The organism is Microbacterium sp. zg.Y1084 (assembly GCF_024623595.1).
In the GTDB taxonomy this organism is placed as follows: Bacteria; Actinomycetota; Actinomycetes; order Actinomycetales; family Microbacteriaceae; genus Microbacterium; species Microbacterium wangruii.
In genome coordinates this window covers 90,626-105,556 of record NZ_JANJGV010000012.1, presented here as the reverse complement: position 1 = coordinate 105,556, position 14,931 = coordinate 90,626, and the positions used below count along the sequence as shown (strand labels likewise).

The window sequence follows — 14,931 nt, the reverse complement described above, 5'->3', positions numbered from 1 at the left end:
GCCCGCGAATGTGGCGCCGGTGGCGGTGTTCACGTCGGCGGTGTCGGGGTTGTCGGTGTCGGTGGATGGTTCGGGTTCGTCGGATGCTGATGGGTCGATCGCGTCGTATGCGTGGGACTTCGGTGACGGCGGCACGGGTGCCGGGGCGACGGCGTCGCACGCGTTCGCTGCGGCGGGGACGTACACGGTGCGGTTGACGGTGACCGACAACGGCGGCGCGGCGGCGACGACGACGGCTGAGGTGACGGTGGCGGCTCCGGTGGAGCCGCCGGCGGGTCAGCTGTTCGCGGATGCGTTCGGTCGCACGGTGGCGTCGGGTTGGGGTTCGGCGGACGTCGGAGGCGCGTGGACGCTGCGTACGGGGGCGAACCGGTTCGCGGTCGCTGATGGCGTGGGTCGGATCACGATGCCGGGGTCGTCGACGGTCAATGTCGACAGCGCGGTCATCGACAGCACATCGACGTCGTTCACGGGGGAGTTCGCTGTCGACAAGATCAACGACGCGATGTACATCGGGTTGATCGCGCGTCGGGTGGGAGACGACCAGTACATGGTGCGCATCCGCACGGCGGCCGACGGTAGTGCTCGGCTGAACGTGCTGCGGGGCGGAAGCACCGCGGTGGGTGCGGCGGTCGAGACGGGTGTCGTGATCGAGCCTGGTGCGAAGTATCTGTTCCGGGTCGATACGAAGACCGCCGCGGGGGTCACCACGATCTCGGCGAAGGTGTGGAAGGACGGCACGCCCGAGCCGGGCTGGCAGGTCGAGCGCACCAACAACGTCGCCGGACTGCAGGCGCCTGGTTCCGTCGGGGTTTACGCTTTCGTTCCGAACGCCGCCACCCGGGTGCCCGTCACCCTCACCTTCGACAACCTCCAGGTCGTGAATCCGGATTCCGTCGTGGTTCCGCCGGTCGATCCTCCCGTCGACCCGCCCGCGAATGTGGCGCCGGTGGCGGTGTTCACGTCGGCGGTGTCGGGGTTGTCGGTGTCGGTGGATGGTTCGGGTTCGTCGGATGCTGATGGGTCGATCGCGTCGTATGCGTGGGACTTCGGTGACGGCGGCACGGGTGCCGGGGCGACGGCGTCGCACGCGTTCGCTGCGGCGGGGACGTACACGGTGCGGTTGACGGTGACCGACAACGGCGGCGCGGCGGCGACGACGACGGCTGAGGTGACGGTGGCGGCTCCGGTGGAGCCGCCGGCGGGTCAGCTGTTCGCGGATGCGTTCGGTCGCACGGTGGCGTCGGGTTGGGGTTCGGCGGACGTCGGAGGCGCGTGGACGCTGCGTACGGGGGCGAACCGGTTCGCGGTCGCTGATGGCGTGGGTCGGATCACGATGCCGGGGTCGTCGACGGTCAATGTCGACAGCGCGGTCATCGACAGCACATCGACGTCGTTCACGGGGGAGTTCGCTGTCGACAAGATCAACGACGCGATGTACATCGGGTTGATCGCGCGTCGGGTGGGAGACGACCAGTACATGGTGCGCATCCGCACGGCGGCCGACGGTAGTGCTCGGCTGAACGTGCTGCGGGGCGGAAGCACCGCGGTGGGTGCGGCGGTCGAGACGGGTGTCGTGATCGAGCCTGGTGCGAAGTATCTGTTCCGGGTCGATACGAAGACCGCCGCGGGGGTCACCACGATCTCGGCGAAGGTGTGGAAGGACGGCACGCCCGAGCCGGGCTGGCAGGTCGAGCGCACCAACAACGTCGCCGGACTGCAGGCGCCTGGTTCCGTCGGGGTTTACGCTTTCGTTCCGAACGCCGCCACCCGGGTGCCGGTCACCCTCACCTTCGACAACCTCCAGGTCAACGCCCTGCCGTGATGAGCGTCTCCACTTCGCAGTTTCCACTCACACGCCCGGGGCGTCCGGTCGCCGATGCTGTCGGCCGGACGCCGAAGGTGAGAACGATCGTGCAGATCTACGAGGTGGTGCGCACCGCGCATCTCGAGCGCGCAGTTGAACTGGGCGAGGGGGTCACGATCCTTTACCGCGGTCGGCGCTACGACTTCGACGCCGACGTCGCCCGGGGCGTCGACGTGCTGCGGCGAGGCCTCCTGGCATCCACCTGGCATGCCCTTACACATCGCGTCGACGTGATCGAGGTCAACGAGCCGCTCGTGGTCAGAGCTGCCACGCGCAGCCTCGCCTTCATCGTCGCGGCTCGCCTGCGCGCCCGGGTCGTGGGAGACCCGCGGCCGGTGGCGGTGGCCTACGCCATCGGCAACATGCCTACCGCGCAGATGCTGCGCAACCTGCCGCTGAAGGCGGGGGCGAGGCATCGGCTGCAGCGGCTGCTCGCGCCCGCGGTGTGGCGGGCGCTGGATCGCGTCGCCTTCGGGACGTCACAGGCGGCGCAGCTCTACGGGGAAGAACTGAGCGGGCGTCGTGATCCCGAGACCGAGCTGATCGAGGCGCTTCCCACGCGTGACCCGGAGGCGACCGGGGACCCACGCCCGGAGACATTGGCATTCGTGGGCGATCTGTCCGAGCGCAAGGGATTTCCCGCGTTGCTCGCGGCTTGGCCGGCGGTGCGCGCATCGGTGCCCGGCGCGCGGTTGGTGATCGTGGGGCGGGGCGCAGGTGAGGACGACGCGCGGCGGCTGGCCGACGCCGACCCACAGGTGTCGCTGCTCATCGATCCGCCCCGCGAGGAGATCTACCGCGCGCTCAGAGGGGCGAAGGTGCTCACTCTGCCTTCTCGCCGTCGACCGCTGTGGCGCGAGCAGGTCGGCCTGCCCATCGCTGAAGCCCTCGCGCAGGGGTGCGCCGTCGTGACCACCGACGAGACGGGTATCGCACGCTGGCTTCGCGATCACGGGCACCACGTCGTGCCGGAGGAGGCCGTCGAGCGGGAGCTGTCTGCGGAACTCGTCGCAGCGCTGACATCACGCCGCACGCCGGAGGATGTCTGGTCCGATCTGCCCTCCCGCGATGGGCGGGAGTCGGCCCGCGCGTGGATGTACGCCGACGGCGAGGAGGAGCAGCCGTGACCGATGCAACCCACTCGAAGCGAGGCATCCTGCGACGGCTTCTGGCCCACCGTAAGCACCTTGTCGCCTACGGGCGGGGGGTGCTGCGGGGTCACCCCGGGGTGCGCATCGGGCGCGGCGTGAAGCTCGGCGGCCCAGGAGAGCGTCGGTTCGACCGTGGGGTCACGTTGACCTCTGGTGTGCAGATCTGGGTCGGCCCTGGTGCCGTGCTCACCATGCGATCGGGCTCGAAGATCGGGGACCGCAGCATCGTGAACGTGCAGTCCTCCGTCGTGATCGAGCAAGGCACCCGCATCTCGTGGGATGTGCAGATTCTCGACACCGACTTCCACTGGCTCGCCGATGAGACCGGACGGCGGCGCAGCCACACCCGACCCATCGTGCTGGGACCCCGCGCGCTGATCGGCGCACGGTCCATGGTGCTCAAGGGCGTCGAGGTCGGTGCCGGTGCAGTGGTCGGGGCCGGCTCCGTGGTGCGGCGCTCCGTGGAACCGGGCAGCATCGTCGTGGGCAACCCGGCCCTGCCCGTCGGAGCTGTGTCGGATTGGGGCAGCGCGGTGTGACCTGCGGCTACACCGAGCGGCGGGCGAGAGCGGCGAGTCGCGACGCGAGGTGGCGTGTGGTGAAGGTCGATTCCACCCGACGACGCGCTGCGGCACCCGCGCGCGCGGCGCCGGCCGGGTCGTTGAGAAGGGCCAGCGCGTGGTCGCTCAGTGCCGCGGCGTCCCCGAGCGGCACGAGGGCGGCGCCGCCCTCGGGTGTGAAGTAGTCGTCCATGCCGGCTGTCTCCGTGATGACGATCGGTCGACCCGTGGACATCACCTCGAGCCCCACCGTCATACCCGACACGTGGGAGTTGTCGCGCGTGGCGATGACCGCCACGCTCGCGCGGGCATACAGGTTCCGCAGCTCCGCGTGGGTCAGATAGGGGACGACTCGCACCCCGCTGGGCGGAGGTGCGGTGGACGTGCTCTGCACGACGATCTCGACGTCGGGACGCTGGGCGCGGATTCTCTCGAGGGCTTGGAACAGCGTGGCCGCATCGCGATCACGATCGCCACCGACGCTGACCACCAACGGTCGCTCAGGGTAGGGGTGAGCGGTGAAGAATGCCTCGTCGATCCCGAAGAGCACGTGATGCACGGGGGGACCGGCGGGCCCCAAGAACTCCCGCAGCGGCTGCACCTGCGCGGCGCTGAGTACCCACACGCCGTCCATCTTGCGCAGGGCGCGTCGCATCGGAGCGAGAGCCTGCGGTCCTTCGCGGTCCACGGCATCCGTCAGCCACACCACACCGCAGTATCGGGTGCCCACGCCTCGGGAGAACGCCAAGCGTGCGGCGCTGTTCTCGTCCCATGTGAAGGCGACCGCTCCCGACCGGCTGCGCCGAACGGGGGCGGCCGCCAGCACGCGCCGTGTCGCCCGCCGGATGGCGGAGTCAGTGGTGAGGTTCTGCGGGGTGACTGAGCCGAAATGGTCCCTTAGGTGGTTCAGCCCGTACGGCCATTCATCCGGCCCCTCGCCGCGGGCGTGCCGGTCTCGCCATGCGCCGAGATCCCGTCCCGACGGATACAGCACGATCGCACGTGACTGACCCCCACCCGATCGCCCCATGGGTCGATGCTAGCGTCGCCGCGGCGGGCCTCACTTCGTCGGCGCGGAGAAGGGACCGATGCGCTTCTGGCCGGCCGCGACACCGATCGCCGCCGCGACGTCTGCCGGCAGTCCTGCCAGGCCGGCCCGCGGAGCGGAGAGCACGTCGCCGCGCACGGTGAGGTCGCTGTTGATCACAGGGCTACCGAGCCATTCCGCGGAGTTCTTCTCATTGCCCGTGAAACTCGAGAACGACTCAAGGGTCTTGAAGCTGCGCGTGCCCGCCGTGCCGTTCGCCCAGCACGCGAAATTGGCGGGTGCAGTCGCACTCTGCCGGTAGAACACGTTGCTGTCGGACGAGATGCCGAATGCGCTCCCCAGGGCCTTCTGCTGGTAGTCCTGCGTCAGGTAGGCGCAGTTGCTGCCCTTCGGGCTGTACGAGATGACGTTGTTGCGGAATTGCAGATTGCGCATCAGCCACGGGATCTTGGTCGCGAGGGCACCGTCCGATTGCGTGCGACTGTCCTTGGCGAAGCTGAGCGCGCGACTGGTTCCGTCGATAGTGTTGTTCCACACCTTCACGTTGCCGGTGTTGTTGATGTGCAGACCCGTGTGGTTGCCGGCGATGTAGTTGTCGGCGACGATCGCCTTCTCGCTGATCTCCAATTGCACGCCACTGGTGGAGTTGCCGGTGACGCGGTTGCGTGTGATGCGCAGGTCATACGAGTTCACGTCGAACCAGAGGCCGGCGCTGTCGTTGTCGGAGATCACGTTCCTGGACACGTCCACGTTCTGGACGTGTGACAGTTTCAGGCCGCCGGACACGGGCGCTGGTTTGAACATCTGCGTGTTGTTGCCGCTGATGACGGATTCGGTGATCTTGAGGTTGTCGGTGCCGTTCGCGCCGAGGCCGAGCATGCCGTTGCCGGTCAGCGTGAGCTTGCGGAACGTCTGGTTGTCGTTCCAGGTGTACACCCCCACCGTGGCGTTGTCGCGCACAACCATGTTCTCGAGGGTGATCCCGTCCACCTCGGCGGTGACGGTGCCCATGAGGTTCAGCGTGGTGGCATAACGCTGCACACCGAAGCCGCGCAGGACGGTGCCCTTGCCCTGCACCTTGATCGCCTGAGCCAGAGTCGTGGCCTCTACGCGCTTGCCCGAAGGGTCGCTGCCGATGATGAGGCGCTTCCCGGCCTCATCGACGAAGAACGTGCCGGAGGTCACGGCCGACGCTGATCCGACCTGCCGCAGTGCCGCGCCGTTGATCCACACCTGCTCCGGGTACCCGGCGTAGGGGTTGCGGCTATCGACGAAACGGCTCGTCTCATCCAGGTTGGCGTTGAAGGAGATGCGTCGATCGAACTTGTGGTTCCAGCCGGTGCTGACCCAGGTGCTGCCGGACTTCGTCCAGTTGGTCACCGGAGAACTGCCGTCGAACCACACCGCTTCGCCGGGGTAGGCCTGGATCGTCAGCTTGCGGTTGAAGCCGACGTACACATACTCGCGGTAGGTGCCTCCGCGCAAGACGATCGTCGAGCCGTTAGGGGCCTTCGCCGCCGCGTGTGCGGCGCTCTGGTACGGATCGGCGAGGGTTCCCGACCCGGCATTCTTTCCCTTGGGAACGACGTACACCGCGCCGGCGGGAACGGGATAGGACGCGCTGCCCACAGGGAGGCTTCCCGCGGTGCCCTGCGCCGGAGCGGGGGCCGGGGCCGGGGCGGGAGCGGGTGCCGGTGCGGGGGCGGGTGCCGGGGCGGGTGTCGGCGCAGGAGCGGGTGTCGGGGCCGGTGCAGTCGTGCCCGCGGTGACGATGCGCACGTCGTCGATGCGTACCGCGTTGGCGGCCGACGCAGACGACAGGTGCGTGGCGACGACCGCGGACCCCGCCTGGGCGAGACGCTCGGCGCTGCGGTCCTCGTGCACCTGCTGCCACTCGGCGGGCTTGGGGGTGCCGTCGATCCAGATGCGCGCCTTGATCGAGACCGCGGTGTCTCCGGTGACGCTGAACTCCGCGCGGATGCGCTGCCCCTCGCGGAAGGCGGCGATCGGCTTCGTCGACGTCAGCACCGTCTCCTTCGCGGTCGAGCCGTCAAAGCGGCTCATCCACAGGTTCACGCCAGACGTCCCGAACCGCACACGTGCCTGGTACGACCGACCTCCGTCGGAGCGCAGACCCAAGGAGATCGTCGCGCCGTTGCCCGCGGCGGTCGCCTTCTCCGGCCACAGCAGCGCGCTGAAGACGGTGTCGCGATCGATGGTCGATGAGAGGGTCTGCGTCGCACCGGTGCCCGGCGTGTGGCTGACGCGCCCCGACCCGTCGACCACGCTGCCGCTGCTGCCGGCGCTGCTCGTCCATGTGAGACCAGATGCCGTCTTCCCCCATCCCTGCGATACCGATCGCGAGAAGTCGTCCGAGACATCCGTCGCGGCGGCAGCCGGAGCGGACGTCGCCAGCGCGAGCGAGGTGGTCATCAGCCCTGCGACCAGCAGAGCGAGAGCGCGAGGCGCGCGGAAACGACGGGGAGAAGGCATGCGGAAAAACGCTTTCGTCGGGGGAGAGCGGGACCGGGTTCGGCCGATCGGGCAATACAAACACGGGCAGGACACAGCGCGTCTCGGTATGAGACACTTCTCATTGGGGTGCGGGACTGGGGGTCACCGTGCATCTGTCGACCTGGGGGAGGTCACGTGCGGGCGTTGTGGCGGGCAGACGCGACAGGGGGACCCGCCAGAGTGCGCTGGGTCGACGCGGGCAAGGGGATTGCGATCGCGCTCGTCGTGCTCTTCCATGCCGCCCGATGGCTCGACGGCCTGCCTGCGGATACGGCGGCCTGGCAGCAGGTCAATGACACGCTGGCGACGATGCGCTTGCCGCTGTTCTTCACGCTTGCAGGGCTGTTCGCTGCGAAATGGGCCACGGCTCCCGTCGCTGACCTGTGGAACACCAAGCTTCGTCTTTTCGCCTGGGTCTTCGTTCTGTGGGCAGTGATCGATCTCGGGCCCTACTGGCTCGGCCAGGGGTTGCATGGCACCGGGATCAACTTCCGCCGGGAGATCTTCGACACGCTCATGGCGCCCGTGGTGCCCCGCTTCGAGCTCTGGTTCATCTGGGCGCTGGCGTTGTTCTTTCTGCTCAACCGCGTGACACGGCGGCTGCCGGCATCCATCGTGCTCATCGCGTCCTTCGCGGTATCGGTGGTCGGTTTCACCGGGCTGTTGCCTCTGCCCTCGCCGGGGTGGACGGGGCTGTGCAAGTACTACTTCTTCTTCTTCGGCGGCATGGTGCTGCGGGCGGCCCTGTTCCGCTACGCGGCGCACAGCGGGTGGCTGCTGCGCGGCGGCGTCTTCTTCGTCTGGGCCGCCGGCGCTGTCGCCGTCACCCACTGGGGACTGACAACGGTGCCGGGCATCATGCCCGCGCTCGGGGTGCTCGGCGTGCTCGCGGGTGTCGCCGCATCACAGGCGCTGCAGCACGTTTCCGTTGTCGTCTCGTTGGGGGCGAAGACACTGCCCGTATATCTCGCGCACACGCCGACCATCATCGTGCTCAGCGCCGTGGGGGTCATCGCGCCGCCGGCGCCCCTGCTCGAAGCAGCGGCGATCGTCTACCCGCCCTTGGTCGCGATCGCGGCGATCATGCTGTCGCTCGCCCTGTACCGCGTGAGCCGCCGTGGCGCCCTGCGGTGGCTGTTCGAGCCGCCGCCACGTCTGCTTCTCGCGAAGCGGCCCGAGTCCGCGCAGAGGAGTGTTTGACCGCCCGCACGGCGACCGGCACAGCGAGGAGCGCAAGCGTCAGGGGCAGCAGCTTCACTGACGACAGCGCGGGGCTGAAAGCGAGATCCCATGCGAAGCGCGCGGCGAGATACACCACGAGAGCGGAAGCCGTGCCCATACGCAGTTGGCGATCGATTCCGAGAGCCACGATGACGGCGATCGTGGCGCAGACGGCGAGTCCGGGCAGGCCGAACCAGACCCAGAAATCCCCCGCGAGGGAATGCAGCTCGATCGCACTGCCGAAGAGGTAGCGGTTGACGTAGCCGTTGTCGGGGTCGTAACCGATCCCCAGCATCGCCGTCTTGGCGGAGATGACGTCGGCCGACGAGGCGACGGTGCCCGACCCCAGGCCCAGTGGATGGTCGGTGATGAGGGCGATGGAAGCGGCGAGCTCCGGACGCCCGCCGAGCAGCAGCGAGCCGGAACCGGCGATCTGCTGCTCTGAGCGGGACTGCGCGGCTTCGCCGAAGAATCCCTCCAGAATCGCGGCCTGCGCGGTGAAGAAGATCGCGACGCCCAGCAGCAGCAGGGTCGCCAGGTTTCCTGCGCGGCGCCGCCCTTTCAGCAGGGACCGGTTCGCCCACTGCCACACCACGACGGTCGCCGCCAGAGCCAGCATGGCGGTGTTCGAGCGGGACCCGTTCAGTGCGCCCACGACGACCAGTGCGGTGATCACGGCGAGCTGGGTCGCCGGGTGGCCGCGCCGGGCGCTGATGGCCAGGGCGAGCACAGTGACGGGGATGGAGTAGGTGAACCGCCAGGAGGCGTCGCCGCCGATATCGGGGAGCACCCCCACCACGAGGCCGACGCCGAAGGCGATCGCGACGCCCGATGAACCGATCACTCCACGAGCCCACACCAGCGCGCCGACGACGGCGATCAGTCCGATCAGCATGGCCGAGCGTTCCACGAGCGCCGACGGCAGCACCTCTCGCATGGGAACGGCCGCCCAACTCAGCAGTACACCGCTCACCACCGCGACGACGCAGAGCGCCGTGAGTGCGAGAAGGAGGCGGAACCGGCGCAGCACCGGAAGCCACACGGGAACCATCGCCGCGGCGAGCATTGCCCCCAGGGGCACGTTGTACGGGAGGAGGATCCACGCGCCGCTCGCGACGGCGAGCAGCACGGCCACGCCGCGCGCGGCGCCGCGCTCGCCCGTTCGCGCCCGGACGGGGGAGGACATCACTCGGTGAGGACGGCGCGCGGCGTGCGCGAGCGCGAGCCGCGCTTGGCGGGCGCGTCGGCGACGTAGTAGGGGTTGCCCGCCGCACGCTTGGTCCCGTTGAGCACGAGCCCGAAGACTCGGGCGCGGGTGGATTCCAGCTCACCCAGTGCGCGCACCAGCTCGTCCCGCTTGGTGTATCGGTAGCGGGCGATCACGACGATCCCGTCGACGATCGGCGCGAGCCACATCGGGTCGCTCACGGCGAGCACGGGCGGGCTGTCGACGATGACGACGTCGAAGCGCTCTCGGGCTGCGGAGATGAGATCGCGCAGGTGGTCGGAGGCCAGCAGCTGGCCGGGGTTGGGTGGGATGGTCCCACTCGTCATGATCCGAAGGCTCGGCGAACCCCACTGATGCAGCGCTTCGTCTTCGGTTGCGTCGCCCAGGAGCACCGTCGTCACACCGACACCACCTTCGAGCCCGGTCAGGGTCGCGATGGACCCTCGGCGCAGGTCCGCGTCGATCAGCAGTGTGCGCTGACCCTGCTCGGCGAGGATGAGCGCCGTCGCCAGGGCGATCGACGACTTGCCCTCTCCAGAGACGGCCGACGTGATCAGGATGACCTTCGCATCGCCATCGATGTTGGCGAAGCGCAGACCCGCGGCGATGCCGCGCACCGACTCCGCGGCGGCACTCACCGCCGAATCCCGCACCGCCGCCGGCAGGGAAGTGCCGCCGGCGGCGCTCACCTCGCCGAGGATGGGCATGTCGGTGACGGCCGCCACGTCCTCCCGTGACGTGAGTCGCGTTGCGAGCAGTTGACGCAGCACCGCGTAGACGACCCCGAGCACGAACCCGGCGAGTGCGCCGGCGATGGCGATCAGCCGCGTGTTGGGCGCAATCGGGGCGCGCGGTGCGACCGCCTCGCTGATCGTCTCCACGCGCACGGCGGGACCGGAGGTCTGCGTCTGCGGGGCCAGATCCTCCACGGCATCCGCCAACTGGTCAGCGACCGCGTTGGCGATGTTCGCCGTCATCTCCGGATCCGCCCCGGTTGCTGCGATCTCGAGCACCGTCGTGTCCAGCGGCGAATCGACGGTGATGCGACCGGCGAGGGCACGGGGTGTCGTATCGAGCTCGAGTTCTTCGATCACGGGCCCCAGCACGGCGGGCGACGTCGCCACCACGGCGTAGGTCTGCACGAGGCCCTGCACGTAGTTCGATCCCTGCACGAGCTCCATCGTGCTGTCGCCTCGCGTGGGGATGACCACCACCGCCGCCTGTGCGCGGAAGGTCTCCGTCTGGGTCGAGGCATAGGCGAAGCCTGCCAGCCCGCCGAGAACCGTCAGCACCACGATGACGACCCAGCGTCTGCGAAGCGATCGGAAGTAATCCACCGCCGTCATCGACTGACGCCCTGGTTCGTCATGGACGTGCGCAGCAAGCGCATCCCGTGGTACATCGTCACTGGTCCCCCAACCGTGAGTGTGCGGCACTGCGCTACTGAGCGTAGCGGTCATCGGGCCGGGGCCGCGATGCGTTCGTCAGCGCCGAGCACCGACGTCGCGACGGCTGCCCGGTAGGCGGCGATCCCGTTGCGCTGTTCGGCCGTCGCTGCGCTGATCGCCACATCTCGGCAGAGGCTCGCCCAGCTCGCGCGCACAGTCTGGAGCGCGGTGGCCAGCGCTGCGGCATCGCCGGGCGCGGTGAGCAGGGCGGTCGGGTAACCGCCCGCCGCCTCCCGCAGTCCGCTGGTGTCGCTGACGATCACGGGGCGCCGTGCGAGCAGGCCTTCCACGGCGGTGTTGCCGAACGGCTCGTCTACGACCGAGGGCACGACGAGGACATCAGCAGCAGCCAGGCTCGGCCAGATATCGGAGTCGAACCCCGCGAACTCGACCTGGTCGTGCAAGCCGAGCAGATCCACGCGTGCGCGCAGTTGGTCCTCGAACCACTCGTATCCCGGATAAACGCTGCCCAGCAGCCGGAGCGAGCAAGGCAATCCCTCGTCGCGCGCGATTGCGAGCGCCTCGATGAGGACGTCGGGGCCTTTCCTCGGCGAAAGCCGCCCTATATAGAGGACGCGCAGCCCGTCGTCGACGCGCGGACGCGGCGGGTTCGCGCTGACAGGCGGACCGCTCACCCCGTTGTAGACGATGTTCGTCCGGCTACCGATACGCGGCGCCGACGAGAGCATGGTTTCGCGCGTGAATCGACTGTTGACGATCACCGCGTGTGAGGGGCGATGCGGTGTGTACAGCACCTTCTTCATCAGCGTGCCTGCGGAGGCCTCGGCCTCATGGAGGTGACTGACGATGCGCACGCCCTTCAGTCGCGCCACGACCGGCCAGACCGGCACGATCGCGGTGCTCACGTAAACGGCGTCGGGACGCCGTTCGTCGATGAGTCGTGTCGCGGCCCGCACGTTGCGTATCGCGGCGGCGAAGAGTCGCAGCAGGCCGAGGGGGGTGCGGAATGACTTGCGCAGCACCATCATCGGTATGACGTCGACCTGGGCTCCGGCTGCTCGCAACTGCTCCACCAGGGGGCCGGCCGACGCGAGGACGGCGATCACGTCGACGCCGCGCTCGCGCAGCCCGATGACGCTCTGGAGGAACATGCGGTCGGACCCGAACAACTCGGCGCCCGGGTGCACGGCGATCACGACGCGGCCGCTGTCCGGCGATCCCACGTTCACGTCTCCTCCGTCGATGCGCTCGACGACGCCACTTCGCGGACGCGGCGACGCACGAGGACGGCGTTCGGAATGAGCTGGAATGCCAGCACGCCGACGATCGACCCGACCACGGGGCCCAGGGAGCCGAGTGCCGGGATGAGAAGGATGGTCAACCCGAGGTTCACCGGCAGCATGCCGAGGATCAAGTAGGCCTGGAATCGCAGCCCCGACGCGTCGGTGAGGTACATGCCGAACGGGTACTTCGCCGATTGGATCACGATGAACACGCTGAAGGCGATGAGCAGGCTCGCGGGCAACTGAATCTGCCCTCCGGATGCCAGTTCGGCGAGCCACCCCGCTGCCAGGCTCAGCGCGAGGCATGCCGCCGCTGCGGCGACGGCGAACGCCACGGACATCTTCATGGGCGACACCGGCGCGGCCTTACCCGCGGCGCGGGCCTTCGCGAACACCGGCCACAGGGCGAACCCCGCGGCCGTCACCACTGCGAACACGGGGGAGAAGATCTGATTCGCGAGGCTGTACTGCGCGAGATCGTCCAGGGTGCCGATGAGGCTGAGCACGAGCCGGTCCGACGACATCGCGATCGGCAGCGCGACCATCTGGATGAGCATCGGCCACGCGGTGTTCATCACTCTCGCGCCGCGGATGCGGCGGTCCAAGGCCCCGCGCAGCGCGCTGCCGAGCATGGGCTTGAGCTTGCGGGAGGCGATGATCATCGCGATGAGGCAGATCACCGTCGTGGCCGCGTAGGACGCGACGGCGATGTACCCGCCGTCGGCAGAGGTGGCGATCATCACCCACAGCACGGCGAGCACGATCGGGGTCTGAATGGCGCCGAGCAGCACGACCAGCACGTTCAGTCCCAGGGCGGCGAGAATGCGCTGCCCGTAGGCGATCAGCATGTTCAGGCCGAAGATCGCCAGGCACAGAGTGGCGGCGAGGGCCCCGGATTCCGGGGTGAGCGCGCCGCCCAGCACGGTGGGCCAGAGCCCCGAGACGAAGAGCACCACGGCCACAACGATGACCACCGACGAGCAGATGAACAGCAGCCGCATGCACGAGATGAGCACGAGGCGCAGGTTGCTGTCGGTGCGTGGATCCTTCGCCCCGGCGACGGCGTTCATGATCGCGGCGGTCAGTCCCAGGTCGCTGAACGGAATGAGCCCCGCGATCGCCACGAGCAGGATGTACTGCCCGTAGGAGGCCACGCCGTAGTTGTCGATGATCAGCCGGGTGACCACGATGCCGAGCACCGCGCTGATCGGCAGCACGATGAAGCGCGCCGCGGCGCTGCTGCCGATCGACAGCAGCGTGCCGCGCCTGCTCCCGAGGTCTTCGATGGATGCCAGCCCCCGCCGGCGCCGCCGGGCAGGGGCAGCGGTGTCGGCGCCTGCCGCGCCATCGGGATGGAGGGTCGTCTGCTGTGTCATGTGATGCCGCCCCGGCTGTCGTCGCCGCGCGGATGTCCGTGAGATCGCTGCGCGCTCACGAGCTGGTCGTCGACCACGAGGTCACGGAGCGCGTGGTGCGGCGCATGCCGGAGTGCGCCGACTCGCCAGCGGCCAGGCGGAGCGCCAGGTCTTCGTACGCGTCGGCCACGTCGTCCCACCGGAACTGCGCTTCGGCTCGCCGCTTCAGCGCCTCGCCGCGGCCGTGCACGCCGTCGGGGTGCGCCTCGACAGCGGCGAAGTGGCCCGCGATGTCACCCTCGCCGAAGAAGAACCACCCCTCATCGTCGAGCACCTCGCGGTTGAAGGTGACGTCGTAGGCGATGACAGCGGTGCCGGCGCCCATGGCGCGCAGCAGCGACGGGTTCGTCCCTCCCACGGAGTGCCCGTGCACGTAGGTGAAGGCGTGCGCGTACAGCGCGTCGAGCAGTTCCTGGTCGTACACGCCGCCGAGCATGCGGATGCGCTCGTCGCCCTGGGCAGCGGCAGCGATCGCCTGGGTGTACTCGGCCGCATACGGCGCGGAGCCCACGACGATGAGCGGCTTTCGGCCCGCGCTGGCGCGGTAGCCCTTCACGATCTCGAGAACGTGGTTCTCGGGCTCGAAGCGCGCCACCACGAGGTGGTAGCCGCCGCTCTCCAGGCCCAGCGCCCGCACGCCCTCGTCGGACACCCCGTTGAGGATCGGCGCGCCGTAGCGGATGAGCTCGGTCGGCGCCTGGAACTCGTCCTCGTAGTACTCCGCGATCCCCGGCGCGTCGGCGATCAGCGCGTCGGCCGCCCGCACGCCGTGCTCTTCTGCCCACCGGTAGTAGGCGGCTCCGCCGCGGCCCCACTTCGAGCGGCGCCATTCGAGCCCGTCCATGTGCAGGGCGACGGGGATGCCGCGGGCACGCAGCATCGGGATGAACGGCGAGTTGGCCGCGTTGAACACGAATGCCGCGTCGGGGCGGCGGTGGGTCACGGCGTGCAGCACCGAGAAGCCGGTGTGGCTGAGTGTCTCGAGCTGCTTGACCGACAGTGCGGGCAGCTGAACGACGCGCATGCCGCGGTACTCGGTGAGGTCGCGCTCGCCGCCGCGGGTGTAGACCGTCACGCGGTGACCGCGCTCGACCAGCCGGTAGCCCACCTCTTCGACGGCGGTCTCGAAGCCGCCGTATGCGGCAGGAACCCCGCGGGTTCCGAACATCGCGATGGACAGATGTGCGGTCGGCCGCCGGCGTTCGGTGGACCGGGCGTGCGCCACCGCGCGCGGC

At 69.0% G+C, this 14,931-nt stretch carries 11 protein-coding genes; 4 read left to right on the top strand and 7 right to left on the bottom strand.

Features of this window, described 5'->3' with window-relative positions:
* The 3 genes from NQ165_RS13955 to NQ165_RS13945 form a co-directional block, all read left to right on the top strand.
* Nucleotides 1–1,825, top strand: a 1,825-nt coding sequence (locus tag NQ165_RS13955) for a PKD domain-containing protein (RefSeq protein ID WP_257526334.1), incomplete at its 5' end; no start/stop codon positions are given.
* An 89-nt stretch (nucleotides 1,826–1,914) separates the two neighbouring features.
* Nucleotides 1,915–2,994 carry a glycosyltransferase gene (locus tag NQ165_RS13950; protein ID WP_257533927.1) on the top strand — a complete coding sequence of 360 codons (1,080 nt, stop codon included), beginning with the start codon at nucleotides 1,915–1,917 and terminating at the stop codon, nucleotides 2,992–2,994.
* On the top strand, nucleotides 2,991–3,557 hold the full coding sequence (locus tag NQ165_RS13945) for a DapH/DapD/GlmU-related protein (protein WP_257526336.1): 567 nt from the start codon (nucleotides 2,991–2,993) through the stop codon (nucleotides 3,555–3,557). The genes NQ165_RS13950 and NQ165_RS13945 overlap by 4 nt, the downstream gene beginning before the upstream one ends.
* A 7-nt stretch (nucleotides 3,558–3,564) precedes the next feature.
* Here the strand turns inward: NQ165_RS13945 and NQ165_RS13940 are convergent, their stop codons facing one another.
* Both NQ165_RS13940 and NQ165_RS13935 read right to left on the bottom strand, forming a co-directional pair.
* The gene (locus NQ165_RS13940) at nucleotides 3,565–4,404 is read right to left on the bottom strand and encodes a glycosyltransferase family 4 protein (RefSeq protein ID WP_257526337.1); all 840 of its coding nucleotides are present in this window, start codon (nucleotides 4,402–4,404) and stop codon (nucleotides 3,565–3,567) included.
* Between the two features lie 234 nt (nucleotides 4,405–4,638).
* A complete protein-coding gene (locus NQ165_RS13935; RefSeq protein WP_257533926.1) occupies nucleotides 4,639–7,119 on the bottom strand; it encodes a right-handed parallel beta-helix repeat-containing protein in 2,481 nt (826 codons plus the stop codon).
* A 201-nt stretch (nucleotides 7,120–7,320) separates the two neighbouring features.
* On the opposite strand from NQ165_RS13935, the gene NQ165_RS13930 reads away from it, so the two are divergent.
* Nucleotides 7,321–8,340 (top strand): acyltransferase family protein, encoded by a 1,020-nt coding sequence (locus NQ165_RS13930; RefSeq protein ID WP_257533925.1) that lies wholly within the window; start codon nucleotides 7,321–7,323, stop codon nucleotides 8,338–8,340.
* Here NQ165_RS13930 and NQ165_RS13925 read toward each other — a convergent pair.
* The 5 genes from NQ165_RS13925 to NQ165_RS13905 all read right to left on the bottom strand — a co-directional run bounded on the left by NQ165_RS13925 (nucleotide 8,222) and on the right by NQ165_RS13905 (nucleotide 14,864).
* Nucleotides 8,222–9,547, bottom strand: a complete 1,326-nt coding sequence (locus NQ165_RS13925) for a hypothetical protein (protein WP_257533924.1) — start codon at nucleotides 9,545–9,547, stop codon at nucleotides 8,222–8,224. The two genes, NQ165_RS13930 and NQ165_RS13925, sit on opposite strands and share 119 nt — an antisense overlap.
* Nucleotides 9,547–10,935 carry a polysaccharide biosynthesis tyrosine autokinase gene (locus NQ165_RS13920; RefSeq protein WP_257526341.1) on the bottom strand — a complete coding sequence of 463 codons (1,389 nt, stop codon included), beginning with the start codon at nucleotides 10,933–10,935 and terminating at the stop codon, nucleotides 9,547–9,549. The genes NQ165_RS13925 and NQ165_RS13920 overlap by 1 nt, the downstream gene beginning before the upstream one ends.
* Nucleotides 10,936–11,045: 110 nt before the next feature.
* Entirely contained in the window at nucleotides 11,046–12,221 is a 1,176-nt protein-coding gene (locus NQ165_RS13915) for a glycosyltransferase (protein ID WP_257526342.1), read from the bottom strand.
* A 2-nt stretch (nucleotides 12,222–12,223) separates the two neighbouring features.
* Nucleotides 12,224–13,657 carry a lipopolysaccharide biosynthesis protein gene (locus NQ165_RS13910; protein WP_257526343.1) on the bottom strand — a complete coding sequence of 478 codons (1,434 nt, stop codon included), beginning with the start codon at nucleotides 13,655–13,657 and terminating at the stop codon, nucleotides 12,224–12,226.
* A gap of 55 nt (nucleotides 13,658–13,712) precedes the next feature.
* Nucleotides 13,713–14,864, bottom strand: a complete 1,152-nt coding sequence (locus NQ165_RS13905) for a DUF1972 domain-containing protein (protein WP_257533933.1) — start codon at nucleotides 14,862–14,864, stop codon at nucleotides 13,713–13,715.
* Nucleotides 14,865–14,931: the final 67 nt, after the last annotated feature.